Here is a 24938-nt window from a genome sequence, read left to right on the forward strand (position 1 = left end):
ATTATGTTATACTGTAACAAATAAAAAGTAAAAAAAGGTGAACTATGAAAAAATTTTTCATTCTTGTTATTTCTGCTTCGGTACTCTTGACGGGCTGTGTGTTTCCTAACTTCAGCAAGCATCGTCCTAGACATTCTTCTGAATCAGCAGCTTCTTCTAGGCGGACTAAATCCAGCTCTAGCTCTAGCTCTAGCAAGTCATCCAGTTCTTCTTCCGAAAGTACAGAGATTGTCTCTAAAACCTTGGTTGGAGACATTGAAGGAATCCATCATCGTGATACAATTACCTATCAGGGCAAGAAAATCTTGAATCTTCGTATGGAATTGCTCACTTCCTTGCCAGAAGAAGCTAGTGCGGCATCAGCTACTTTGACTCCAGAGGAGATGACGACTATCATTCGTGAAGGAATGCAGTCTGATTCAAACTATGTAGCAGCTAAGAGTCTGGAGGGTGTCAATATTGATTATTCAGTTACAGCAGACAAGAAATTGCAGACCTTGATTGAAATTGATTTGCAAAAGGTCAATGTCGAAGAGGTGGAAAAGAACAGTTTCTTCCAAGGTTTTGGACTGAAGGACATTAAGGATATTACACCTGAGATGTTCATTCTGAGTCTGAAGCTCAATGGTCTCAAAGAAGAGGTGCAGAGCTAAAGTTTAAAAAGCGTTGGTCGCCTCATATCTTACAGATTGAGTAGCTAGTTTATTGAAAAATTTTTTAGATTAGGCTGCTTTGATTCCAGTTTCTATCTAAATTGCAACAGACATACAACTAGTCGGCTCCTCTCAACGAGGGGGACCGGCTTTTTTGTGTCTTCATGCAGAGGGGGGATAAACAGATTATTCCAATATTTGCTAGCTTTGTGCTCTAAAAGCGGAATAGTGACATTTGTCATGTCAGTCGGTGACAAAATCAACTAGTAGGAAAAATTTCTTTGCCTTATAATATAGTTAACAAAATGATAAAAGGTTGCTGTAGGCATTGAAAAAGCGATAGTGCTTAGTATTCTTCCGGCTTTGGAAAAATAAAGGAAAGATGTACATACGGTTCATCAAATCAAAGGAGGAGCAAAATGGAACTGATTGAAGTAAAGAAGCTTTCAAAAAGCATTCATGGCAAGGAGATTTTAAAGGATATTTCATTTGAAATCTCCCAAGGTGACTGTGTGGCCTTGATTGGTCCCAACGGAGCAGGGAAAACGACTCTCATGGACTGTTTGCTGGGCGATAAGTTTCTGACAGCGGGTCAGGCAACGATTCAGGGACTAAAGCCGACTGACAATCATCTCAAGCAGTCGGTAGCGATTTTACCACAAGAAAATACAGTGGTGGAGGATTTGAAGGTCAAGGAACTCTTGACGTTCTTCCAAGCAATTTATCCAAATAGTCTGTCTGATCAAGAAATTGATGATTTGCTGCAATTTACAGACAAGCAAAAGAATCAGTTGGCCAGCAAGCTGTCTGGTGGACAAAAACGTCTCTTCTCTTTTGTCTTAAGCCTGGTTGGCCGTCCTAAGATTCTGTTCTTGGACGAACCGACTTCAGCTATGGACACCTCCACTCGTCAGCATTTCTGGGAAATTGTTAATCAGCTCAAGCAGCAGGGAGTGACCATCGTCTACTCCTCTCACTATATCGAAGAAGTTGAGCATACGGCAGACCGGATTTTGGTGTTGCACAAGGGTGAGCTGATTCGGGATACGACGCCTTATGCCATGCGTAGTGAGGAGCAGGAAAAACACTTTACCTTGCCGCTGACTTATCAGTCTGTGCTGGAAAAGCTGGATAATGTGACTGATTTAGAAATCAAGCAAAAGGCTTTATCTTTTGCTACTCGAGATGCTGGACAGGTTTGGCAGGTCCTTCAGGAAAACGGCTGTACAATCGAAGAGATTGAAGTACGTAACCGTACCCTCTTGGATAGTATTTTTGAAACGACTCAAGACTAAAGGAGATTGACGATGAAAAATATGACAAGTCTCATGAAAGTAGAAATCATTCTGATGAAACGGCAAGCCATCTACTACTTGCTATCCATCGGACTTCCAAGTGTGTTTTACCTTATTTTCTCTGGTATGATGTCAGGGTCAGATATTCCAGAAATTGCTCTTCAAGCCTATCTTTTTGCCATGACGCTCTTTAGTATCATGTCAAGTGCTTTTTTCAGTATCCCAAGCACACTCGAGTCTGATAAGACAAACAACTGGCAAAAATTGATTCAACATTCTCCCGTATCTATGGTAGAATATTATGTATCAAAACTGTTCAGTACCCTACTGACTTTCTTGTTATCAATTATAGTTGTCTTTTCGGTTGGTCATTTTGTCCGTGGAGTGACTCTGCCTTGGCTTGACTGGTTGGTAATCGGAGTTATGTTACTGGTCGGAAGCGTGGTCTTTATCAGCATGGGGGTATTGGTGAGCTTGCTTCCCAGTGCTCAACTGATGACGGTTGTTGGAAATATTGCCTATATTGCTTTGGCTGTCCTAGGTGGACTGTGGTTCCCCTTGGATTCCTTCCCAGAATGGCTCCAATCTATTGGAAAGCTGACTCCAACCTATCAACTGATGCAGGTCGTCTCTACTTATTTGGAACACCATGAATTTAATATTCTTTCTGCCTTGGTTGTGCTAGGCTATACAGTTTTCTTTGGTGTACTGGTAATCCAGCTGAAAAAACGGATTGAGGTAAAATAAATCTATGTTGGAAAAATTTAAAAACATTCATTATATGTTTCATATTTCAATTGTGTTTATCATCTTTCCTATAGCGGGTGTCATCGTTGGAGATTACCCGCTTTTAACCTTGCTATGGACCCTACTATTTGTACTTGCCTTCTATTCGGTTTTAATCAGTCAGAATCGCACCGTGCAGTGGCTAGCATGGTGGTCCATGCTTGTCTACATTTTTTATACATCTGTTTGGCTAAGTTCAGGTTTCACATGGTTTATCTTTTATTTATCCAATCTCCTTATTTATGAGCTGGATGAGATTTCTTTTCACTCTTGGCGTTTTGTCAGTTTTATTGTCCTGCAACCATTTATTCTGACCGGAATCTATATGGTCAATCATGTTAGTCCCTGGCAGCTACTCTTTTTCTTGGTGACCTTTATCTTTTCCGATGCAATGACCTTTGGTCTTTATCGAATTCGATTGTCAGAGGAAATAAAAGAAGAAAAGATGAAACAAAATGCCCAACTGAATCTTTTCCTGGCAGAAAATGAGCGCAATCGGATTGGCCGTGACTTACATGATAGTCTAGGGCACACCTTTGCCATGCTCAGTGTTAAAGCAGAGCTGGCTCAACAGTTTTTACAGATGGAAGCCTATGACAAGGCAGCAAAAGAACTGCAGGAAGTGCAAGAAATTAGTAAGAAATCAATGGCTGATGTTCGGCGAATTATTAACGATCTAAAGAATCGGACTCTGGACGAGGAACTAGTGACTATTCGAGCCATGCTGGAGATGAGCGGTGTTCAGGTCGAGATAGATAACCAGCTCAATGTTGCCAGTATCCCACCGAGTCAGCAGTCAACGATTAGTATGATCTTACTAGAGGCAGCGACCAATATCATCAAGCATGCCAAGGCTAAAAAGAGTAATTTCTCTTTGGTGAAGAAAGATGAAAGGCTTATTTTACACATTCAGGATGATGGTTGTGGTTTTCAAAAGCTGACTGGTCGGGAGTTGCATAGTATTCGAGAGCGACTGTCTGCCTTGTCAGGAAGGCTTGAGATTCTTAGCAGCCAAGATCCAACATGGATTCGAATTGAATTGCCATACGGAGGGAAGGAAGCATGAAACTTTTGTTAGCAGAGGATCAAAGTATGCTGAGAGATGCTCTAGCTCAGCTCTTGCAGCTGCAGCCAGATGTCGAAGAAGTCTATCAGGCTGCAGATGGGCAGAAGGCTATTGACTGTCTTAGCTCAGAAACTCTTGATGTAGCTATTTTGGACGTGGAAATGCCCCACCAAACCGGCCTAGACGTTCTCGAATGGGTCAAGGCCAATCGACCCAACATCAAGGTCATCATTGTCACAACCTTCAAACGGCCGGGCTACTTTGAGCGAGCTGTTAAGGCGGATGTAGATGCTTATGTGCTCAAAGAGCGCAGCATTGCAGATTTGATGAAGACCATCCACACTGTTCTAGATGGGCAAAAGGAATATTCGCCGGAATTGATGGAGGTGCTAATGACCAGTAGGAACCCTCTCTCTCAGCAGGAGAGGCTAGTCCTGCAAGCTGCGGCGACTGGCCTGTCCAATAAAGAAATTGCTGAAAAACTCTACCTGTCAAATGGAACGGTTCGTAACTATATGTCTGCTATTTTGACCAAGCTAGATGCTGAAAATCGAACAGAAGCCGTCCGAATCGGGCAAGAGAAAGGCTGGTTATAGCTGGAAGATTCAGCTTTGGAGAAAAGGTGAGATAAGTTAGTTTTTAGCTAAAGTGAACATTTGTGTGAGGAATATTCCAATGAAGTGTCGGGACTGTAAACATAGTTCTGACTTTTTATCTTTTATTAGAAAAAACATTCGGATTTAGAGAAAAAATGTAGAAAAACATTCTGCATGGCTTGCAATTTTTTTCAAAAATGTTATCATAGTAGAAAGCTTTTTGAATTTTTAGAAAATTGTAAATAAATGAAAGGGGAAGAATGGAGAAAATCAAATTAGAAACTTCTAAGACAGGTTCAGAGCTTGTTTTGGAAACCTTGAAAAATCTTGGTGTTGATACGATTTTTGGCTATCCCGGCGGCGCTGTACTGCCGCTTTATGATGCTATTTATAGCTTTGAAGGCATCCGTCATATTCTAGGCCGCCATGAGCAAGGCTGTGTTCACGAAGCAGAAGGCTATGCTAAGTCTACTGGGAAAATCGGAGTAGCAGTTGTGACCAGCGGTCCGGGAGCGACTAATGCCATTACCGGTATTGCTGATGCCATGAGTGATAGCGTCCCCCTTTTAGTTTTTACTGGTCAGGTAGCTAAGGCCGGAATCGGTAAAGATGCTTTTCAGGAAGCGGATATTGTTGGGATTACGACTCCTATAACCAAGTACAATTATCAGGTTCGGGAGACGGCAGACATTCCGCGTATTATTACAGAAGCTATTCACATTGCGACGACAGGTCGTCCTGGGCCAGTCGTTATTGATTTGCCTAAGGATGTCTCCGCTCTGGAAACGGACTTTATCTATGACAGTAAGTTGCATCTGCCGAGCTATCAGCCGACTATTGAGCCTAATGAATTGCAGATTAAGAAGATTATCAAGCAGATTTCTAAGGCTAAAAAGCCGGTCCTTCTTTCGGGAGGCGGTATCAGTTATGCCGAGGCAGCAGCAGAGCTGGTTGCTTTGGCAGAGCGGTATCAGATTCCAGTAGTCACTAGCTTGTTAGGTCAGGGAACTATTGCGACAGACCATCCTTTGTTCTTAGGTATGGGTGGGATGCACGGTTCTTTTGCGGCCAATATTGCCATGACTGAGGCCGACTTTATGATTAGTATCGGCTGCCGCTTTGATGACCGTCTGACTGGTAATCCGAAAACCTTTGCCAAGAACGCTAAAGTAGCACATATCGATATTGACCCAGCGGAAATTGGAAAAATTATCAGCGTAGATATTCCTATCGTAGGGGATGCTAAGAAAGCCCTACAGATGCTGCTAAATGAAGAGCAGGTGCATAATAATACCAGCAAGTGGATTGAAAAAGTAACGCAGGACAAGGAGCGAGTTCGCTCATATGATAAGAAAGAACGTGTCGTACAGCCTCAGGCTGTCATTGAGCGCGTGGGTGAGCTGACCAAGGGTGATGCCATCGTCGTAACAGATGTCGGTCAGCACCAAATGTGGGCTGCCCAATATTATCCGTATAAAAACGAGCGTCAACTGGTAACGTCTGGTGGTCTAGGAACCATGGGCTTCGGTGTTCCAGCAGCGATTGGGGCTAAGATTGCCAACCCGGATAAGGAAGTGGTGCTCTTTGTCGGAGATGGTGGCTATCAGATGACAAACCAAGAGATGGCTATTCTCAATATCTATAAGATTCCGATTAAGGTCATCATGCTTAACAATCATTCGCTAGGCATGGTGCGCCAGTGGCAGGAAGCTTTCTATGATGGTCGTACCTCTGAGTCTGTCTTTGAAACATTGCCAGATTTCCAGCTCATGGCTCAGGCTTATGGTGTTAAATCCTATAAATTTGACGATCCAGAGACCATTGTCCAGGATTTGGAAGCCTTAAAGGAAGATATACCGATGTTTATCGAGGTGGATATCTCTCGCAAGGAGCACGTTCTTCCAATGGTGCCGGCTGGCAAGAGCAATCATGAGATGTTGGGGGTGAAGTTCCATGCGTAGAATGTTGACAGCTAAACTCCAAAACCGTTCGGGTGTTCTGAACCGCTTCACGGGTGTTCTTTCCAGACGTCAGGTCAATATTGAGAGTATCTCAGTGGGAACGACGGAAAATCCGGAGGTCTCCCGTATCACCATTATCATTGATGTGGCTTCACTGGCAGAAGTCGAGCAGATTATCAAGCAGCTCAATCGTCAGATTGATGTGATTCGGGTTCGAGATATCACGGACCGCCCTCACTTAGAGCGTGAAGTGATTCTGGTTAAGGTCTCGGCTCCAGCTGATAAGCGGGCAGAGATTCTGTCTATTATCCAGCCATTCCGGGCAACAGTTGTGGATGTAGCACCTAGCTCTATTACCATTCAGATGACTGGTGATGCGGAGAAGAGCGAAGCCTTGCTTCGGGTCATTCGCCCATATGGTATCAAAAATATTGCTCGGACTGGAGCGACAGGCTTTACCCGAGATTAAATCAAACCTTTAATTTGTTAAAACCGCCTAACAGGCAATAAAAATAGAAAAGAGAGTAAAACTTATGGCAGTAACAATGGAATACGAAAAAGATGTAAAAGTAGCAGCACTTGACGGTAAGAAAATTGCCGTAATCGGCTATGGCTCACAAGGTCATGCCCATGCTCAAAACTTGCGCGATACAGGCCACGACGTGATTATCGGTGTTCGTCCTGGTAAGTCATTTGACAAGGCTAAAGAAGATGGCTTTGATACTTATACAGTAGCAGAAGCAGCTAAATTGGCTGATGTTATCATGATTTTGGCCCCAGATGAAATCCAACAAGATCTCTATGAAGCAGAAATCGCTCCAAACTTGGAAGCTGGAAACGCAGTTGGATTTGCTCATGGTTTCAACATCCATTTTGAATTTATCAAAGTTCCTGCCGATGTAGATGTCTTCATGTGTGCACCGAAAGGTCCTGGTCACTTGGTTCGCCGTACTTTCGAAGAAGGTTTTGGTGTACCAGCTCTGTATGCAGTCTACCAAGACGCTACTGGAAATGCCAAAGACATCGCAATGGACTGGTGTAAAGGTGTTGGTGCGGCTCGTGTTGGTTTGCTTGAAACAACTTACAAAGAAGAAACTGAAGAAGATCTCTTTGGTGAACAAGCTGTCCTTTGTGGTGGTTTGACTGCCCTTATCGAAGCAGGTTTTGAAGTCTTGACAGAAGCAGGCTATGCCCCAGAATTGGCTTACTTTGAAGTGCTGCACGAAATGAAACTGATTGTGGACTTGATCTATGAAGGTGGCTTCAAGAAGATGCGCCAATCTATCTCAAACACAGCTGAATATGGTGACTATGTATCTGGTCCGCGCGTGATTACTGAGCAAGTCAAAGAAAACATGAAGGCGGTCTTGGCAGATATCCAAAATGGTAAATTTGCAAATGACTTTGTAAATGACTACAAGGCTGGTCGTCCAAAACTCACTGCTTACCGTGAGCAAGCTGCTAATCTGGAGATTGAAAAGGTCGGTGCAGAATTGCGTAAAGCAATGCCATTCGTTGGTAAAAACGACGACGATGCTTTCAAGATTTACAATTAAGATAAAGAGCATATAAGAAATTAGGGGTAGGAATGCGAATTCCCAGCCCCTTGTTTTGCTTGATAGAGAATAAACTGGAAGAATAGGGAAGGAAAAAATATGCTCAGAGCAAAAGATATCACGCATGCTCATAAAGTGTTAAAAGATGTGGTAGTCAATACACCTCTTGACTACGACCATTATTTGTCAGAGAAGTACCAGGCTAAGATTTACCTAAAGAAAGAAAATATGCAGCGGGTGCGCTCTTTTAAACTTCGCGGGGCTTATTATGCCATTTCTCAACTTAATGAAGAGGAACGCCAGCGTGGGGTTGTCTGTGCTTCTGCGGGAAATCACGCCCAAGGAGTGGCCTATACTTGTAAGGAAATGAAAATTCCAGCCACTATTTTCATGCCCATCACGACTCCTCAGCAGAAGATTAGCCAGGTCCGCTTCTTTGGTGGTGAATTTGTGAATATCAAGCTGGTTGGAGACACCTTCGATGCTTCGGCTAAGGCAGCGCTTGACTATACTAAGGCTGAAAATCGCACCTTTATCGATCCTTTTGACAATGAAGATGTCCAAGCGGGTCAAGGGACTGTAGCCTATGAAATCTTAGACGAGGCCAAGAGAGAAGCTATTACTTTTGATGCAGTTTTGGTACCAGTTGGCGGCGGCGGCCTGATATCAGGAGTCTCAACCTATATCAAAGAAAGTCAGCCAACTATCGAAGTTATTGGTGTGGAAGCCAACGGTGCCCGCAGTATGAAAGCAGCCTTTGAAGCAGGTGGTCCAGTCAAGCTCAAAGAAATCGATAAATTTGCAGACGGTATAGCAGTCCAGAAAGTCGGTGCATCAACCTATGAGGTCACACAAAAGAATGTTCAAAACCTTATCGGTGTAGATGAAGGTCTTATTTCAGAGACCATCATTGACCTATACTCCAAGCAAGGGATTGTCGCAGAGCCAGCTGGTGCGGCAAGTGTTGCTGCTTTGGAAGTACTGAGCGAGTATATCAAGGGGAAGACTATCTGCTGCATTATCTCAGGTGGTAATAATGACATCAACCGTATGCCAGAGATGGAAGAACGGGCACTTATTTATGATGGTATCAAGCACTATTTCGTGGTTAACTTCCCGCAGCGTCCAGGTGCCTTGCGTGAATTCGTAAATGATATTTTAGGACCCAATGACGATATTACTCGTTTTGAATATATCAAGCGGGCAAGCAAGGGAACAGGACCGGTTTTGATTGGTATTTCTCTGGCTGATAAGCATGATTATGCTTCTTTGATTAACCGTATTGAGCAGTTCGATCCGTCCTTTATCAATCTGAACGGGAATGAAACACTCTACAATATGCTTGTCTAATTGTAAATATATTTTAGCCTAATTTGTATGCTTTCGTTTGAAACTGCAAATTAAATATGTTAGAATATACTATAGTGAATCAAGGAGGCTTGAACATGTTTTTTATTCCATTTTTCTTTATCATATTGATCATAATCTTTATATTCTTGCTGCTTAGTGCAGTCTATGTGGTTCGTCAGCAATCTGTGGCAATCATTGAGCGTTTTGGACGCTATCACAAAACTAGCAGCAGTGGTATCAATTTCCGCCTTCCTTTAGGGATTGACAAGATAGCGGCTCGCGTTCAGCTGCGTTTGTTGCAGAGCGAGATTGTCGTTGAGACCAAGACACAGGATAATGTTTTCGTAACTATGAATGTTGCGACCCAGTATCGTGTAAATGAAAACAACGTGATTGACGCTTATTACAAACTTATGCGGCCAGAAGCTCAGATTAAGTCCTATATTGAAGATGCTCTTCGTTCCTCCGTTCCAAAACTGACCTTGGACGAGCTCTTTGAAAAGAAGGACGAAATTGCCCTAGAAGTCCAAAAGCAAGTTGCAGAAGAAATGTCGACCTATGGCTATATCATTGTCAAAACTCTGATTACCAAGGTTGAGCCTGATGCTGAAGTTAAACAGTCTATGAACGAAATCAATGCGGCGCAGCGTAAGCGCGTGGCTGCTCAGGAATTGGCTGAAGCGGATAAGATTAAGATTGTGACAGCTGCCTCTGCAGAAGCTGAGAAAGACCGCCTGCATGGTGTTGGTATTGCCGAGCAGCGGAAGGCCATTGTGGATGGTTTGGCAGATTCGATCAAGGAATTGAAGGGAGCCAATATTGAGTTGACAGAAGAGCAGATTATGTCTATTCTTTTGACCAACCAGTACCTGGATACGCTGAATAATTTTGCAGATAGTTCGGGTAATAATACCATCTTCCTTCCAGCAAATCCAGAAGGTGTCGAAAGTATTCGGACTCAGATACTTTCAGCCCTCAAAGCTAAGTAAAGAAAATTCAGAATTATTTAATTTGTTCGAATTTGGTTTGTTTAAGTTGACAAACTGTATAAAAACAATTATAGTAGTTGATGTAGCTAGAATAGAGAGGAGTAAGAAATGGCTAAATCTAATTTCGAGAAAGTAGAATCTGTTGTTAGTTGGGTACGTGATAAGAAGATCACCGGTTACCGTATTAGTAAAGAAACAAATGCACGTGAAATGTCTATCATTGCTCTTGCTCAAGGACGTGCAAAAGTGAAAAATATCTCTTTTGAAACAGCTCTTGGCTTGATTGATTTCTACGACAAAAACCATGAAAAATTTGAAGACTAAACTTCAAAATCGTGCAACTGATATTGCTCATTAAATCAAAAAAGGAATCTGGACTTAGTTCCAGATTCCTTTTTTTTGTTTTTGAAAATAGAAGTAATTTAGCTGAGGAAACGTTGCAGGAATTCTTTGGTTCTTTCTTCTTTTGGATTGGTGAAGATATCCTGCGGGCTGCCGGCTTCAGCTATGACGCCCTTGTCCATAAAGATAACACGGCTGGAGACATCACGGGCAAATTCCATTTCGTGGGTCACGACAATCATAGTCAGTCCTTCCTGAGCCAGTTCTTTCATGATTTTCAGAACTTCACCAACCATTTCGGGGTCGAGGGCTGAAGTCGGCTCGTCAAAGAGGATGGCGTCAGGATTCATGGAGAGGGCGCGGGCAATAGCGACTCGCTGCTTCTGACCGCCTGAGAGTTGCTTAGGCTTGGCCTGCCAGTATTGCTCGCCCATTCCAACCTTGTTGAGGTTTTCTTTGGCAATTTTCTCGGCTTCTGACCGTTCTTTTTTCAGAACTGTTGTCTGAGCGACGATGGTATTTTCCAAGACATTAAGATTTTCAAAGAGATTGAAAGACTGAAAGACCATGCCCAGCTTTTCACGGTAATGGGTCAAGTCGTAATTCTCGTCCAGGACATTCTTGCCGCGATAAAAAATCTGTCCACCAGTTGGTGTTTCCAGAAGGTTAATGGAGCGCAGGAAGGTTGACTTTCCGCTACCGGAACTGCCGATGATGGAAATTACTTCTCCTTTATGAACGGTGAGGGAGATGTCCTTGAGGACTTGGTTTTCACCGTAGGACTTTTTGAGATTTTTAATTTCTAGAATAGTTTCTGTCATGATTTCACTTCTCCTGTCTGCATTTGATTGGCACCTGTCGTGTAGTTGTCTGTGTCAAAGCGTTTTTCAACATAGCGCAGGATGCGTGTCACGCTGAATGTCAGGACAAAGTAGATTACAGCGATGATAGTAAAGGTTTGGAAGTACTGGTAAGTCTGGGTAGCGATGGTATTTCCAGAGAAATAAAGCTCAACCACTGAGATAACGTTCAACACGGATGTATCCTTGATGTTGATGACAAATTCGTTACCAGTTGCAGGCAGAATATTGCGGACGACCTGAGGCAGAACAATCTTGCGCATAGTCTGGCCGTGGGTCATACCCAGTGCCGTTGCGGCCTCGAATTGCCCTTTATCAACAGCAAAGATACCACCGCGGACAATCTCGCTCATATAAGCTCCGGTATTGATGGAGACGATGAAAATAGCAGCGATAGTTCGGTCGATAGAAATTCCGAAAGCCTGGGCTGTTCCGTAGTAGATAACCATGGACTGAACAATCATGGGAGTTCCACGGAAAATCTCAATATAGATATTTAAGAACCAGCCGAAGATTTTTTGCAGTGATGCTAGGAGTTTATTCTTAGAAGCTGGTGCCGTCCGATAAACGCCAATCAGCAGTCCGATGATGAGGCCTGCAATGGTTCCTGTTATCGAAATAAGCAAGGTCAACCCAGCTCCGCGTAGGAATTGAGGCCAGTTTTCAGCCAGAATCTTAGCAACTTGACTGAAGAATGATTCATTCGTTGTTTCACTATCCGTGTCGACAGGCTGTTTCTGAATCATCTCATCCATTAGCTTGACTTGGTCATTGGTAGAAATCTTAGCGATAGCTGCATTAGCTTGCTCGATACGATTGTCATCTTTACGCATCCCAATGGCAATGGAAGCATCTTCTTCGCCGACTTCAAAGCCTTTCTCAAATTGAATCATTTTGAAGTTGGAGTTGGCAGTCTCGGCAGTCAAGGCTTCTGGCCGCTCAGAGATATAGCCATCAATAACACCGGATTCCAAGGCTTGACGCATCTGGGCAAAATCGCCCATAGCTGTTTCTTTTTTGGCGCCAGGCAGCTGGTCAATGAGATTGTAGAGATAAACACCTTGCTGGGAAGTGACTTTAGCGTCTTTGAAGTCTTCTAGAGTCTTAGCGGATGCATATTTTCCATCTTTACGAACTAGGAGAACTGGTTCGCTGGTGTAGTAACTGTTGGAAAAGGCGATTTCCTTTTTTCGCTCGGCAGTTGGACTCATACCTGCAATAATCATGTCAATTTTGCCGGAAGTCAGAGCAGGAATCAAGCCATTCCAAGAAGTCTTGACAACCAGAGGTTCCTTACCCATCTCTTGAGCAATTTTTTTGGCAATCTGCACATCGTATCCGTTGGCATATTGGTTGGTGCCTTCGATTTTTACAGCACCGTTGGAATCGTCATCCTGAGTCCAGTTGAAGGGCGCGTAGGCTGCTTCCATACCGATTCTCAGATAGTCATCGGCCTGAATAACATGGACCGTTCCTAAGGCGACCAGGAGGGCTGTAAATAAAGTGAGTAATAATTTCTTCATGGTTTTCTCCTGCTTATCTAATAATAGTTCTTCCTATTCTATCGAAAATTACCGTTCTTTTCAATCCTAGTAAGCCCTTACTTGATAAAAATGATATAATAGAACAAAATATCTGTAAAGAGAGGTTGAGTATGAAACGATATTTTTATCTTCTGTTGGTTTTATTTTCCTGTCTTTGTTTTGGTCGGGTTGTCTCGGCTGTTGACTATGATATTGAATCCTATCAAGGCGATCTGGCCTTGCGTGAGGACAATACAGCTACCTACACAGAGAAAGTGACCTACAAGTTTAATGACGACTATAATGGTCAGATTGTGTCGCTGGGATCTGCTGGAAAGATGCCCAATGGCTTTGCCATTGATGGGAATCCGACGGTCTCGGTTCTGACGAATGGTGAACCAGATATGGACATTAACCCCCAAGTCAAAGACTTGGGAGATGGCTATGAAGTCAAAATCTATAATTCAGGAAACGACGGTGACAGAGTTGTTGTTACTGTGACCTGGCAGCTGAGAAATCTCCTTTTTCTTCACAAGGATATTGCTGAGCTCAACTGGACTCCTATCAGCGACTGGGATCAGGGGATAGGAGAGGTCGTTTTAACGGTTTCTGGCTTGAGCAATCCTGATAAGAGCGAGCTCTTTGCTCATAGTGGCTACTTTGGAACCCAGCCTTTCGTGGATAAGGATGGCACCGACTATCTGGTCAAACTCAATGGAATTGGCTCGGGCGATAATGTCGAGCTACACGGCTATTGGGATCGACAAGCGGTCTCTCTTGTGTCCCAGAATGAAGACGAGAGCGACTACTTGCCAACCTTTAAAGCTCAAGAAGAAAAGATTGCCCGCAAGACGGTCTTTTACCGGCAGCTAGGAGAAATTTATATACCCTTGCTGCTCCTATGTGCCATCCTTGCAGCAGCTATTCTTTATTTTGTCTTTGCCCAGAAGATCAAGCCTAAGCAGTCTTATCCCAAGAATGCCCGTCTATATGAGGCGCCTCAGGACTTGGCTCCTCTTGTCTTGGCAGAAAATATTTACGCGGTAGACATGGAGGATGTCGACCCGACTAAGGGCGGCAAGGCAGCGCTGAACTTTGAAAACATGGTTCAGGCGACTTTGTTAGATTTGCTGGATAGGGGCAATCTCCTCCTGCAGGGAGATGCTGAAAATCCTGTTCTGCAAATAGCGACTTATGATGGGCTGGCAGACTTTGAGAGACGTTTTCTGGGCATGGCTTTTAACAAGCAATCCCAAGCAAGTGTGAAAGATCTCTTTTCAGCCTATCAAATTTCAGAAGATATTTATAAGCACAAGTCTTCTGCGGATGAGTCCTATATCCGTAACATAGGTAGTAATATCAAGTCCTTATTTACTAACAGTTTGCGCTCCTTATCTAAAGAAGTGCGCTCGGAAGGCAAGCGTTTGGGTCTCTTTGGTCACTACCGGCCTCTCAAAGTTCAGGAAAAGAGATTGCTGATTACTGTCATTATTCTAGCTAGTGCTGTTTTGTTGTTCTCTCTTGGATTTTTGTTTGTCTATATGGCAGCTTTTGAAAGTCTTATCTGGATATATATTCCCTTAGCACTGGTGGGACTTGTTATGATTTGTATTTTTGCTAGTAAGGCGCAGCTTTATTGGCGAGATGGCGTCCTGAATGATGAAGGCGCGCATGAGTACTATTTGTGGAGAAGTTTTTCAAATATGCTGCGAGATATTGCTCATCTGGACAAGACAGAAATCGAAGGCATTATCCTGTGGAACCGTCTCTTGGTCTATGCGACCCTCTTTGGCTATGCAGATCGTGTCAGCCGTGTCATGGCTCTGCGTCAGATTCGCTTGCAAAATCCATCTATGGACAGCTATGTTCAGGCTAACCTGCACTATGCCTTCTATAGCAGTATGCACAGCTTCTCAAACTACGGCCATGTAGCCACCACAGCCAGTAATTTCTCTGTCTCATCTGGCGGAAGTTCAGGTGGTGGTTTCTCCGGCGGCGGAGGCGGTGGAGGCGGTGGAGCTTTCTGATAGACAAGCCCTCGCCTATCTGGAAAAGTCTTAGTACTGGCTTTTCCTAGCCTTAAAATTGTGATATAATAAGACCTAATACTCTTTGGGAATTTAACTGCGACTTTCCTTGAGTAAACCCTTGTTTCAGGAGTATTCTATGTTTATCATTGAAATTTTTATCTCTATTATTTACGGAATCATCGAAGGAATCACAGAATGGCTGCCGATTTCCAGTACAGGTCACCTGATTCTGATTCAAGACTTTATCCAGTTTAAAAATCAAAGTCCAGCCTTTATGGAAATGTTTAATGTCGTTATCCAGCTGGGAGCTATTTTGGCGGTTGTCGTTATCTATTTTGACAAGCTAAACCCTTTTAAACCGGGCAAGTCAGCACGTCAGGTTCAAAAGACCTGGCAGCTTTGGGCCAAGGTGGTCGTGGCAGCCTTGCCGGCTGCTGTTATCGGCTTATTCTTGGATGATTGGTTTGAAGCGCATTTCTACAATCTGGTCTCTGTGTCAGTGATGCTGATTGTCTATGGGGCGGCTTTTATCTATCTGGAAAGGCGCGAGCATGAGGAGCCTGTTGTGACAGATTTGGCATATCTTCCTTACAAGACTGCCTTGCAGATTGGTCTCTTTCAGGTTCTAGCTCTCTTTCCTGGGACTAGCCGTTCTGGTGCTACCATTGTCGGTGGTCTCTTGAATGGTGTCAGTCGTTCTGTCGTGACAGAGTTCACTTTCTATCTAGGGATCCCCATTATGTTTGGCGCTAGTGGCTGGAAAATTCTCAAGTTCATCAAGAATGGGAACAGTCTGGGATTTGGGCAAATTTTCTTGCTCTTGGTTGCCATGGGGGTGGCCTTCGGTGTCAGTCTAGTAGTGATTCGTTTCCTGACAGACTACGTCAAAAAGCATGACTTTACCGCTTTTGGGAAATATCGGATTGGCCTAGGCGGCGTGCTTCTGGTTTATGCAGCCATCAAAGCTTTGATGGGTTAAAAAGGTAATTTTAATGTTTCCCTGACTCTCTCATGTAGTGAAATAAGAAGCTCTCGGAATTTTCTGAGAGTTTTTTATTGTAACTTTCATTTTCAGACCAATACTAGCTATTTTTTGAAATACGGGGGATTTTTTAGTATAATAGTAGGACTAGAAGTGTATGAGGTAGAGATATGGAAATGAAACAGATTAGTGATTCGACCATAAAAATCACGATTCAGCTGGAAGATTTGGAAGAGCGCGGCATGGAAATGGCCGATTTCTTGGTTCCCCAAGAAAAGACGGAAGAGTTTTTCTATACTATCTTAGATGAGTTGGAAATGCCGGATAATTTTTTGGACAGCGGTATGCTGAGTTTCCGTGTGACGCCTAAGCCAGATAAGGTGGATGTGTTTGTTACCAAGTCTAAGTTGGATAAGAATCTGAGTTTTGAGGATTTGGCAGATCTGCCAGACATGGATGAGCTATCTCATATGTCTCCCGATGAATTCCTCAAGACATTGGAAAAGAGCATTTTTGAAAAGAGCAAGGAAGATATAGAAGCAGTCCAATCTTTGGAAACAGCCGAAGCAGAGGAAGGGGAACAGCTCTCTCGGGAGGCGGCTGATGAGCAGTCGGCAGAAAATGCAGAGCGCTATATATACTATATCCTGCGTTTTGAAGATATTAAGGCTGCTGCGGCCTTTGCCCAGACGGTGGACTATAAGATTGACTTATCAGAACTTTATAAATATGATTCAGCTTATTATTTGACGATTTTGGTGGACGTTGAAGGCTTCCCAGAACGCTATCCAGCTTGGCTCTTGGCCAAGATGCGTGAATTCGCAGATGATTCAGATATCACTCGGGCGGTGCTGCAGGAGCACGGTCATCTGCTTTTGGTGACAGATGCGGTCTCTGGCCTGCAGAAGGTTGAATGCCTATGATTACTTTTCCTTTAAAGTTTATCTTGGTATTGTTGGGAACTTTTTTTATCGGGGTGATTCTGACACCCTTGGTTAGGCTCCTAGCCTTTAAGATTGGTGCGGTAGATTATCCCAATGCTCGTCGCATCAATAAAAAGCCCATGCCTAGCAGTGGCGGGTTGGCGATTGTAGCGGCCTTTTCTATCTCTACTCTGCTCTTGATGCCGCAAATTGTTGCTGTAGATTTTTTTGGACAGACCTATTTTGATTATGTTTGGCCGGTCGTTCTAGGTGGTTTGATTATTGCCTTTACAGGGCTGGTTGATGATATCAAAGAACTATCGCCTCTGCTGAAAATGGGGGGAATTGTTCTAGCAGCCAGTCTAATCTGGTGGCTGACAGATTTCCGATTGGATGATTTTAAGATTCCTTTTGGCGGACCTTTCCTACATTTTGAGCCTTGGCTGTCCTATATTTTGACAGTGGTGTGGATTATTTCTATCACCAATGCAGTTAATTTGATTGACGGTTTGGATGGTCTGGTGAGTGGGGTGTCCATCATCTCCTTGGTTACGATGGGGATTGTTTCTTACTTCTTTTTGCCCCAGCACAATCTCTTTTTGACCCTGACTATTTTCGTCTTGGTCTTGTCAATTGCGGGTTTTTTTCCTTACAATTACCACCCAGCTATCATCTATCTTGGCGATACGGGGGCCCTCTTCATCGGCTTTATGATTGCTGTTCTGTCCTTGCAAGGACTAAAAAATGCGACGGCTGTTGCGGTGGTGACGCCTATGATTATCTTAGGAGTGCCGATTACGGATACTTTTCTAGCGATTATCCGCCGTACTCTGTCTGGCCAGAAATTCTACACGCCTGACAAGCACCATCTCCATCACAGACTTTTGTCCTTGGGATTGACTCATCGAGGAACAGTGTTGGTTATCTATGGGATTTCACTGGTCTTTGCCATGATTTCTCTCTTGTTGAATGTTTCCAGTCGAATTGGTGGCGTGCTCTTGATGATAGGCTTACTTCTGGGTGTTGAGCTCTTTGCTGAGCTGGTCGGAGTGTTGGGGCCTAATCGTACTCCTTTGCTCAATATTCTCCGCTTTATTGGCAACTCCTCCTACCGAGAGGAAGTTCGGCGGAAATGGCGTCAAAAGAGGAATAAATAAGAATAGCTCTAAACAAAATAAAAGCCTTTTGGGCTTTTTTTTGGTATACTAAAGTATGTAAATCAGCTAAGCAAAGAAAGGAAAAAGAAATGTCTGTCTTAGAAATCAAAGATCTTCATGTTGAAATCGAAGGGAAAAAAATTCTCAAAGGGGTGAATCTCACTCTGAAAACAGGAGAGGTTGCAGCTATTATGGGGCCAAATGGAACAGGGAAGTCCACCTTGTCTGCAGCCATCATGGGCAATCCTAACTACGAAGTGACTCAAGGAGAAGTGCTTTTTGATGGAGTCAATATCTTGGAGTTGGAAGTAGACGAGCGTGCTCGCATGGGGCTCTTCCTTGCTATGCAGTACCCTAGTGAAATTCCTGGTATTACTAATGCCGAATTTTTGCGAGCAGCTATGAATGCTGGCAAAGAAGATGAGGAAAAAATCTCTGTCCGCGACTTTATCATGAAGCTGGATGAAAAGATGGAACTGCTCAACATGAAAGAAGAAATGGCTGAGCGCTACCTTAATGAAGGTTTCTCCGGTGGTGAAAAGAAGCGTAACGAAATCCTGCAGTTGCTCATGCTAGAGCCGACTTTTGCGCTCTTGGATGAGATTGACTCGGGACTGGATATCGATGCTCTTAAGGTTGTGTCCAAAGGGGTTAATGCTATGCGCGGTGAGGGCTTTGGTGCTATGATTATCACCCACTACCAACGCCTGCTCAACTATATCACTCCAGATGTGGTTCATGTCATGATGGATGGTAAAGTCGTTCTTTCTGGTGGTCCAGAATTGGCAGTCCGCTTGGAGAAAGAAGGCTATGCTAAATTGGCTGAAGAGTTGGGCTTCACCTATACCGAAGAAGCCTAGTCAAACATTCTTTTGACTTTTATAAAAGATAGGAGAATGACATGACTAAAGAATTAATTCAAGAATTTTCACAGCTACATGCAGAACCTGACTGGCTCTTTCAACTGCGCCAGCAGGCCTTTGATAAAATTGACCAGTTAGAGTTACCGCGTATTGAGCGGGTTAAATTTCACCGCTGGAATCTGGGGGACGGCCGTATTTCAGAGAGTGAGCCATTGACAAGTGTTCCAGACTTTACAGCTCTAGAAGACAATCTCAAGCTTGTCCAAGTGGGAACTCATACTGTTCTGGAGCAATTGCCGGCTGACTTGGCAGCGCAAGGTGTGATCTTCACAGATTTCCACACAGCTTTGGAAGAGATACCAGAGCTGGTAGAGAAGCATTTTATGTCCGCAGTTAAGTATGACGAGGATAAATTGGCAGCTTACCACACTGCCTATTTCAACAGCGGTGCAGTTCTTTATGTGCCGGACAATGTTGAGATTGACCAGCCAATTGAAGGAATTTTTTATCAGGACAGCGAAAGCGATGTTCCTTTTAACAAGCATATTTTGATTATCGCGGGCAAACATTCCAAGGTTAACTACTTGGAACGCTTGGAAACTTACGGCGAGGGCTCTGTTCCAGTAACAGCCAATATCACTGTCGAAGTTATTGCTCAGGCTGGAGCTCAGATTAAGTTTTCAGCTATTGATCGCTTGGGCGAAAATGTAACGGCTTATATCAGTCGTCGTGGTAAACTGGATAATGATGCTATGATTGACTGGGCCATCGGCGTTATGAACGAAGGCAATGTCGTGGCTGACTTTGATAGCGACCTCTATGGCAAGGGTAGCCATGCGGATATGAAAGTGGTGGCTCTCTCAAGCGGTAAGCAGGTTCAGGGGATTGATACCCGCGTAACTAACTATGGCTGCAACTCTATCGGAAATATCCTGCAGCACGGGGTTATCCTAGAAAAAGGAACCCTGACCTTCAATGGTATTGGACATATTATCAAAGGTGCCAAGGGAGCGGATGCCCAGCAGGAAAGTCGGGTTCTCATGCTGTCTGACCAGGCTCGCTCAGATGCTAATCCCATCCTTTTGATTGATGAGAACGATGTGACAGCTGGTCACGCGGCTTCTATCGGTCAGGTAGATCCAGAAGATATGTATTATCTCATGAGTCGGGGTCTTGATAAGGCGACGGCTGAACGCTTGGTCGTGCGCGGCTTCTTGGGCTCAGTGATTGTAGAAATCCCTGTTAAAGAAGTTCGTGATGAAATGATTGAAAATATCGATATTATTCTCGCAAAAAGATAAAAAGCTGGGCCTTGTCCCTTGTAAGTAGATAGGAGTCTTCATGACTGGATTTAATGCAGAAGCAATCAAGCAAGATTTTCCCATTTTGGACCAAATTGTCAATGATGAGCCTTTGGTTTATTTGGACAATGCGGCGACAACCCAGAAACCCAAGCAGGTGCTGGCAGCGATTGAAAACTACTATCTTAGAGACAATGCCAACGTCCACCGCGGTGTGCATACGCTAGCCGAGCGGGCGACAGCAGCTTATGAAGCAGCCAGGGAAAGAGTTCGTTCTTTTATCAATGCGGCTTCTAGTAGAGAAGTCCTCTTTACGCGAGGAACCACGACGGGACTTAACTGGGTGGCTCAGTTTGCGACTGAAAGGTTGCAGCCTGGTGATGAAGTGCTGATTTCTATCATGGAGCACCATTCCAATATCATTCCTTGGCAGGAAGCTTGTAGGAAGACTGGAGCCAAGTTGGTCTATGTCTATCTCAAAGACGGTGCTCTGGATATGGAAGATTTCCGTGCCAAGCTCAATGAGCGAACCAAGTTTGTCTCTCTGGCTCATGCTTCTAACGTCCTTGGAGTTATCAATCCCATCAAGGAGATTGCCCAACTGGTTCATCAGCGAGGAGCACTTTTGGTGGTGGATGGAGCTCAATCCATTCCGCACATGAAGATTGATGTGCAGGATTTGGATGTGGACTTCTTCGCCTTTTCGGGGCATAAGATGGCAGGCTCGACTGGTATCGGAGTTCTCTATGGCAAGGAAGAGCTGCTAGAGCAGATGTCGCCTGTCGAATTCGGTGGCGAAATGATTGATTTCGTCTATGAGCAGGAAGCGACCTGGAAGGAACTACCCTGGAAGTTTGAGGCCGGCACTCCGAATATGGCAGGAGCAATCGGTCTTGCGGCGGCCATTGATTATTTGGAAGACTTGGGTATGGATGCTATTGCTCAGCATGAGCAGGACCTGATTGCCTATGTATTTCCTAAGCTACAGGCAGTGGAAGGCTTGACCATTTATGGTTCTCAGGATTTGGCCCAGCGTTCCGGCGTGATTGCCTTTAACCTGGATGGTCTCCATCCGCATGATGTCGCAACGGCTCTGGACTACGAAGGAGTAGCTGTTCGGGCGGGTCACCATTGTGCCCAGCCTTTGCTCACCTATCTACAGGTACCAGCGACTGTGCGTGCCAGCTTCTATATCTACAATACTTATGCGGATTGCGACAAGCTGGTAGATGCTTTAGAAAAGACAAAGGAGTTTTTCAATGGCGGTTTCTAAGTTAAACAGTCTTTACAAGGCGGTTGTGACCGACCACTCGGCTCACCCCCATCACCATGGGAAGTTGGAAGATGTGGAGCAGGTAGTCCTCAATAACCCGACCTGTGGTGATGTCATCAGCCTGTCTGTCAAGTTTAATGCGGAAGATATGATTGAGGATATTGCCTTTGTTAATTCCGGCTGTACCATCTCAACGGCTTCGGCCAGCATGATGACGGATGCGGTTCTGGGCAAGACAAAAGAGCAGGCGCTGGAATTAGCAGAAGTTTTCTCGCAGATGGTTCAAGGCCAAGAAGACAGTCGCCAGAAAGAATTGGGAGATGGAGCCTTTTTAGCAGGCGTTGCCAAATTCCCGCAGCGAATTAAGTGTGCGACCTTGGGTTGGAATGCCCTCAAGCGAGCAATTGAAGAAGATAAAAAGTAAGAACATGAAAGGAAATTATGTCAGAAGAAAGAGTAGAACCAAAACCGATTGATCTCGGTGAGTACAAGTTTGGTTTCCATGACGATGTTGAGCCTGTTATCTCGACAGGAAAAGGGTTGAATGAAGCGGTCATTCGTGAGCTTTCTGCAGCCAAGGATGAACCAGAATGGATGCTGGATTTCCGCCTCAAATCCTACGAGGCTTTCAAGAAGATGCCGATGCAGACTTGGGGGCCAGATCTGTCAGAAATTAATTTTGATGACTTGATTTATTATCAAAAGGCCTCTGATAAGCCAGCTAGAAGCTGGGATGAAGTGCCTGAGAAGATTAAGGAAACCTTTGAGAAAATTGGGATTCCAGAAGCAGAGCGAGCTTACCTGGCTGGTGCAGCTGCCCAGTATGAGTCCGAAGTGGTCTACCACAATATGAAGGAAGAGTTCCAAAAGCTAGGAATCGTCTTTACGGATACCGACTCAGCTCTTAAGGAATACCCAGAGCTTTTCAAGCAGTATTTTGCTAAGCTGGTTCCTCCAACAGATAACAAGCTAGCAGCTCTCAACTCCGCCGTCTGGTCTGGTGGAACCTTTATCTATGTACCAAAAGGTGTCAAGGTAGATGTTCCTTTGCAGACTTATTTCCGGATTAACAATGAAAATTCTGGTCAGTTCGAGAGGACTTTGATTATCGTTGATGAGGGCGCTAGCGTCCATTATGTTGAGGGATGTACTGCTCCAACTTATTCCAGCAATAGCTTGCATGCTGCGATTGTTGAAATCTTTGCTCTTGATGGTGCCTATATGCGCTACACCACTATTCAAAACTGGTCAGATAATGTCTACAACCTCGTGACCAAGCGGGCGCGGGCTATGAAAGATGCGACGGTTGAGTGGATTGATGGGAACCTCGGTGCGAAAACGACTATGAAATATCCGTCTGTCTATCTGGACGGACCTGGAGCGCGCGGAACCATGCTTTCCATTGCCTTTGCCAATACCAATCAGCACCAAGATACAGGGGCTAAGATGATTCACAATGCTCCGCATACCAGCTCTTCTATCGTGTCTAAGTCCATTGCTAAGGGCGGAGGTAAAGTGGACTACCGAGGTCAAGTGACCTTTGGAAAGAATTCACAGAAATCTGTCAGCCATATTGAGTGTGATACGATTATCATGGATGATATTTCGGCGTCAGATACCATCCCCTTTAATGAAATTCATAACTCTCAGGTGGCGCTGGAGCATGAGGCCAAGGTTTCTAAGATTTCCGAAGAGCAACTCTACTATCTCATGAGCCGGGGATTGTCCGAATCTGAAGCCACCGAAATGATTGTCATGGGCTTTGTCGAGCCTTTCACCAAAGAACTGCCTATGGAATACGCTGTTGAGCTTAACCGCTTGATTAGCTATGAAATGGAAGGATCAGTTGGGTAAAGCTTCGTCTAAGTGAAATTTTGAATCACTGCTTGAAGACACGCATTGTGAGTTAATATTCAAAGATGTTTGCTAGTTCTAGTCCAACATTTACAAACCATACAAACAACCGCGAATCATTTGATTCGCGGCTGTTCTTTATAGTTTCTCGTTGACATAGCGGACGAAGTCATTCCACCAGACCTTGAAGAAGATACTTTTTTCTACCTCTTGGCCTGCCACCATCGTGACAGAAGGCGCTTTGTTTTCCAGATAACCTTGGCCGATTGGCTCAGGGTCGGTATAGGTCAAGGTTCCGAGCTCAGTATTTTTTTTCAGCGGAGCTTGGAAGCCTTTTTCGTTGGTGGAAAATTCCACCTTGTGCTCAGCCTGATTGGCGATGCGCTCAATGATGGTGAAATCCTTGCTGGCGACGGCTGGAACGGTCTTCTGCTTGCCGTCAATAACGGTTGAATGGCTTTTATTGTAGGCTTCCCCCTCGGCCACAATAGTCGTCTGGGTGAAGTTTTGCGAAACATAGTTCATCAAAGAGGCTGTGGCTACAAAGCGTGCGTAGGGGTCGCCGTCAGTTTGATCAACGTCTAGCACGACTGTAATCATGCGGATACCATTTTCAGTAGTCGTTGCAACAAAGGAAGAGCCTCCCTTATCTGAACTGCCGGCTTTAAGTCCGTCTACACCTGAGCGGAAGTTGGACTGGTTTTCCAGCATGAAGTTATAATTTTCCAGACTCGTCCCCGCAATTTTAGCTGTGGACTTGGAAGTGATGTCTGTCACTTGAGGGAAGTCCATAATCAGATGCCGGCTGATAACAGCCAAGTCGTAGGCACTGAATTTGTTTTCAGCGTCCTTGCTTTTTTTAGCTGTGCTAGCTGAGGTGCCATACTCTGTTTCTTCAGTTGCGTATTCCAGAAGAAGAGTATTCAGCCCTGTGGAGTTCACAATAGTAGCATCTTTGATTCCCCATTCTTTGAGCTTGGCCTTCATCATTTGGACGAAATTTTCTTCGCTACCCCCAACCTTCTCAGCCAAGGCAATCGTTGCACTGTTGGAGCTGGACATCAAGGAAGCGGCAATCAAGTCCTTGACTTTGTAACGTTTGGCTTCCAAAGGGACATTGCTGATATTTGGATTAGATGTCAGACTGTAAGCGTAGTCTGAAATATCAACATAAGTATCGGCAGTCAAGTCTCCTCTCTCAATGGCTTCGTAGACCAGATAGACGGTCAAAAGATTGGTGATGGAGCCGACTTCGATTGGAGTATTAGCATCTTTTTCGTAGAGAATCTTTCCAGAAGTAGCGTCCACAGCCATTGCACTCTTAGCGGCAATGTTGAAATCATCTGCTGCAACCTTGCTGGCGGTCATTCCGACCAAAACTAGTAAACATAGGAATAATCGTTTCATTTCTTTCCCCTAAAACAAGATATAACCATTGTATCATAAAATTCTTTTTTCTTTTATAAATCAAGGATAATAAAAGATTACAAAATAAATGTAAAGAGAAGTAGAGCAATCCCCTTAAAGAGATTTTTTATAAAAGTATCTTTCAGAAAATCTCACAAAATAGAAAAATAT

General features: G+C 44.2%; 23 protein-coding genes. 20 read left to right on the forward strand and 3 right to left on the reverse strand.

The window, feature by feature from the left end:
* Nucleotides 1-44: 44 nt before the first annotated feature.
* The 11 genes from K1I80_RS07240 (at nucleotide 45) to K1I80_RS07290 (ending at nucleotide 10576) form a co-directional block, all read left to right on the forward strand.
* The gene (locus K1I80_RS07240; protein WP_223313846.1) at nucleotides 45-653 is read left to right on the forward strand and encodes an SP0191 family lipoprotein; all 609 of its coding nucleotides are present in this window, start codon (nucleotides 45-47) and stop codon (nucleotides 651-653) included.
* Nucleotides 654-1072: 419 nt separating this feature from the next.
* Complete coding sequence (locus tag K1I80_RS07245; RefSeq protein ID WP_223313847.1) at nucleotides 1073-1948, forward strand: ABC transporter ATP-binding protein; 876 nt, start codon at nucleotides 1073-1075, stop codon at nucleotides 1946-1948.
* Nucleotides 1949-1960: 12 nt separating this feature from the next.
* Nucleotides 1961-2695 (forward strand): ABC transporter permease, encoded by a 735-nt coding sequence (locus K1I80_RS07250; RefSeq protein WP_012130775.1) that lies wholly within the window; start codon nucleotides 1961-1963, stop codon nucleotides 2693-2695.
* Nucleotides 2696-2699: 4 nt separating this feature from the next.
* Entirely contained in the window at nucleotides 2700-3800 is a 1101-nt protein-coding gene (locus tag K1I80_RS07255) for a sensor histidine kinase (RefSeq protein ID WP_223313848.1), read from the forward strand.
* Nucleotides 3797-4396 carry a response regulator transcription factor gene (locus tag K1I80_RS07260; RefSeq protein WP_223313849.1) on the forward strand — a complete coding sequence of 200 codons (600 nt, stop codon included), beginning with the start codon at nucleotides 3797-3799 and terminating at the stop codon, nucleotides 4394-4396. The genes K1I80_RS07255 and K1I80_RS07260 overlap by 4 nt, the downstream gene beginning before the upstream one ends.
* Before the next feature lie 260 nt (nucleotides 4397-4656).
* Nucleotides 4657-6357, forward strand: coding sequence for an acetolactate synthase large subunit (locus tag K1I80_RS07265; protein WP_223313850.1), 1701 nt, complete (start codon nucleotides 4657-4659; stop codon nucleotides 6355-6357).
* The gene (gene ilvN / locus K1I80_RS07270) at nucleotides 6350-6826 is read left to right on the forward strand and encodes an acetolactate synthase small subunit (RefSeq protein WP_002893659.1); all 477 of its coding nucleotides are present in this window, start codon (nucleotides 6350-6352) and stop codon (nucleotides 6824-6826) included. Before K1I80_RS07265 ends, ilvN begins: the two co-directional genes overlap by 8 nt.
* 64 nt (nucleotides 6827-6890) lie before the next feature.
* Complete coding sequence (ilvC, locus tag K1I80_RS07275) at nucleotides 6891-7913, forward strand: ketol-acid reductoisomerase (protein WP_002905287.1); 1023 nt, start codon at nucleotides 6891-6893, stop codon at nucleotides 7911-7913.
* 99 nt (nucleotides 7914-8012) lie between these two features.
* Complete coding sequence (gene ilvA / locus K1I80_RS07280) at nucleotides 8013-9263, forward strand: threonine ammonia-lyase IlvA (RefSeq protein WP_223313851.1); 1251 nt, start codon at nucleotides 8013-8015, stop codon at nucleotides 9261-9263.
* Between the two features lie 56 nt (nucleotides 9264-9319).
* Nucleotides 9320-10252, forward strand: coding sequence for an SPFH domain-containing protein (locus K1I80_RS07285; protein WP_002898882.1), 933 nt, complete (start codon nucleotides 9320-9322; stop codon nucleotides 10250-10252).
* A gap of 108 nt (nucleotides 10253-10360) precedes the next feature.
* Entirely contained in the window at nucleotides 10361-10576 is a 216-nt protein-coding gene (locus tag K1I80_RS07290) for a capsule biosynthesis transcriptional regulator (protein ID WP_002893653.1), read from the forward strand.
* Between the two features lie 98 nt (nucleotides 10577-10674).
* Here the strand turns inward: K1I80_RS07290 and K1I80_RS07295 are convergent, their stop codons facing one another.
* Complete coding sequence (locus tag K1I80_RS07295) at nucleotides 10675-11415, reverse strand: amino acid ABC transporter ATP-binding protein (protein ID WP_002893646.1); 741 nt, start codon at nucleotides 11413-11415, stop codon at nucleotides 10675-10677.
* Complete coding sequence (locus K1I80_RS07300; protein ID WP_223313852.1) at nucleotides 11412-12977, reverse strand: ABC transporter substrate-binding protein/permease; 1566 nt, start codon at nucleotides 12975-12977, stop codon at nucleotides 11412-11414. The genes K1I80_RS07295 and K1I80_RS07300 overlap by 4 nt, the downstream gene beginning before the upstream one ends.
* Nucleotides 12978-13108: 131 nt before the next feature.
* Between K1I80_RS07300 and K1I80_RS07305 the strand changes: the two genes are divergently transcribed.
* The 9 genes from K1I80_RS07305 to sufB all read left to right on the forward strand — a co-directional run bounded on the left by K1I80_RS07305 (nucleotide 13109) and on the right by sufB (nucleotide 23360).
* A complete protein-coding gene (locus K1I80_RS07305) occupies nucleotides 13109-15004 on the forward strand; it encodes a DUF2207 domain-containing protein (RefSeq protein WP_223313853.1) in 1896 nt (631 codons plus the stop codon).
* A gap of 139 nt (nucleotides 15005-15143) precedes the next feature.
* Nucleotides 15144-15986, forward strand: a complete 843-nt coding sequence (locus tag K1I80_RS07310) for an undecaprenyl-diphosphate phosphatase (protein ID WP_223313854.1) — start codon at nucleotides 15144-15146, stop codon at nucleotides 15984-15986.
* 173 nt (nucleotides 15987-16159) lie between these two features.
* Entirely contained in the window at nucleotides 16160-16912 is a 753-nt protein-coding gene (gene mecA / locus K1I80_RS07315; RefSeq protein ID WP_002898871.1) for an adaptor protein MecA, read from the forward strand.
* Nucleotides 16903-18069: a glycosyltransferase family 4 protein gene (locus K1I80_RS07320; protein ID WP_002893637.1), complete on the forward strand. Its 1167-nt coding sequence runs from the start codon at nucleotides 16903-16905 to the stop codon at nucleotides 18067-18069. Before mecA ends, K1I80_RS07320 begins: the two co-directional genes overlap by 10 nt.
* Before the next feature lie 89 nt (nucleotides 18070-18158).
* Nucleotides 18159-18929: a Fe-S cluster assembly ATPase SufC gene (gene sufC / locus K1I80_RS07325; protein ID WP_002893635.1), complete on the forward strand. Its 771-nt coding sequence runs from the start codon at nucleotides 18159-18161 to the stop codon at nucleotides 18927-18929.
* A gap of 41 nt (nucleotides 18930-18970) precedes the next feature.
* Entirely contained in the window at nucleotides 18971-20233 is a 1263-nt protein-coding gene (gene sufD / locus K1I80_RS07330) for a Fe-S cluster assembly protein SufD (protein WP_002902438.1), read from the forward strand.
* A gap of 40 nt (nucleotides 20234-20273) precedes the next feature.
* The gene (locus K1I80_RS07335; protein WP_223313855.1) at nucleotides 20274-21506 is read left to right on the forward strand and encodes a cysteine desulfurase; all 1233 of its coding nucleotides are present in this window, start codon (nucleotides 20274-20276) and stop codon (nucleotides 21504-21506) included.
* On the forward strand, nucleotides 21493-21930 hold the full coding sequence (sufU, locus tag K1I80_RS07340) for a Fe-S cluster assembly sulfur transfer protein SufU (protein ID WP_223313856.1): 438 nt from the start codon (nucleotides 21493-21495) through the stop codon (nucleotides 21928-21930). The genes K1I80_RS07335 and sufU overlap by 14 nt, the downstream gene beginning before the upstream one ends.
* A gap of 17 nt (nucleotides 21931-21947) precedes the next feature.
* A complete protein-coding gene (sufB, locus tag K1I80_RS07345; RefSeq protein WP_002920147.1) occupies nucleotides 21948-23360 on the forward strand; it encodes a Fe-S cluster assembly protein SufB in 1413 nt (470 codons plus the stop codon).
* A gap of 138 nt (nucleotides 23361-23498) precedes the next feature.
* Here the strand turns inward: sufB and pbp3 are convergent, their stop codons facing one another.
* Nucleotides 23499-24767 carry a D-alanyl-D-alanine carboxypeptidase PBP3 gene (gene pbp3, locus K1I80_RS07350; protein ID WP_223313857.1) on the reverse strand — a complete coding sequence of 423 codons (1269 nt, stop codon included), beginning with the start codon at nucleotides 24765-24767 and terminating at the stop codon, nucleotides 23499-23501.
* Between the last annotated feature and the right edge of the window lie 171 nt (nucleotides 24768-24938).

Origin of the sequence: Streptococcus sanguinis (assembly GCF_019929225.1) — a bacterium.
In the GTDB taxonomy this organism is placed as follows: domain Bacteria; phylum Bacillota; class Bacilli; order Lactobacillales; family Streptococcaceae; genus Streptococcus; species Streptococcus sanguinis_J.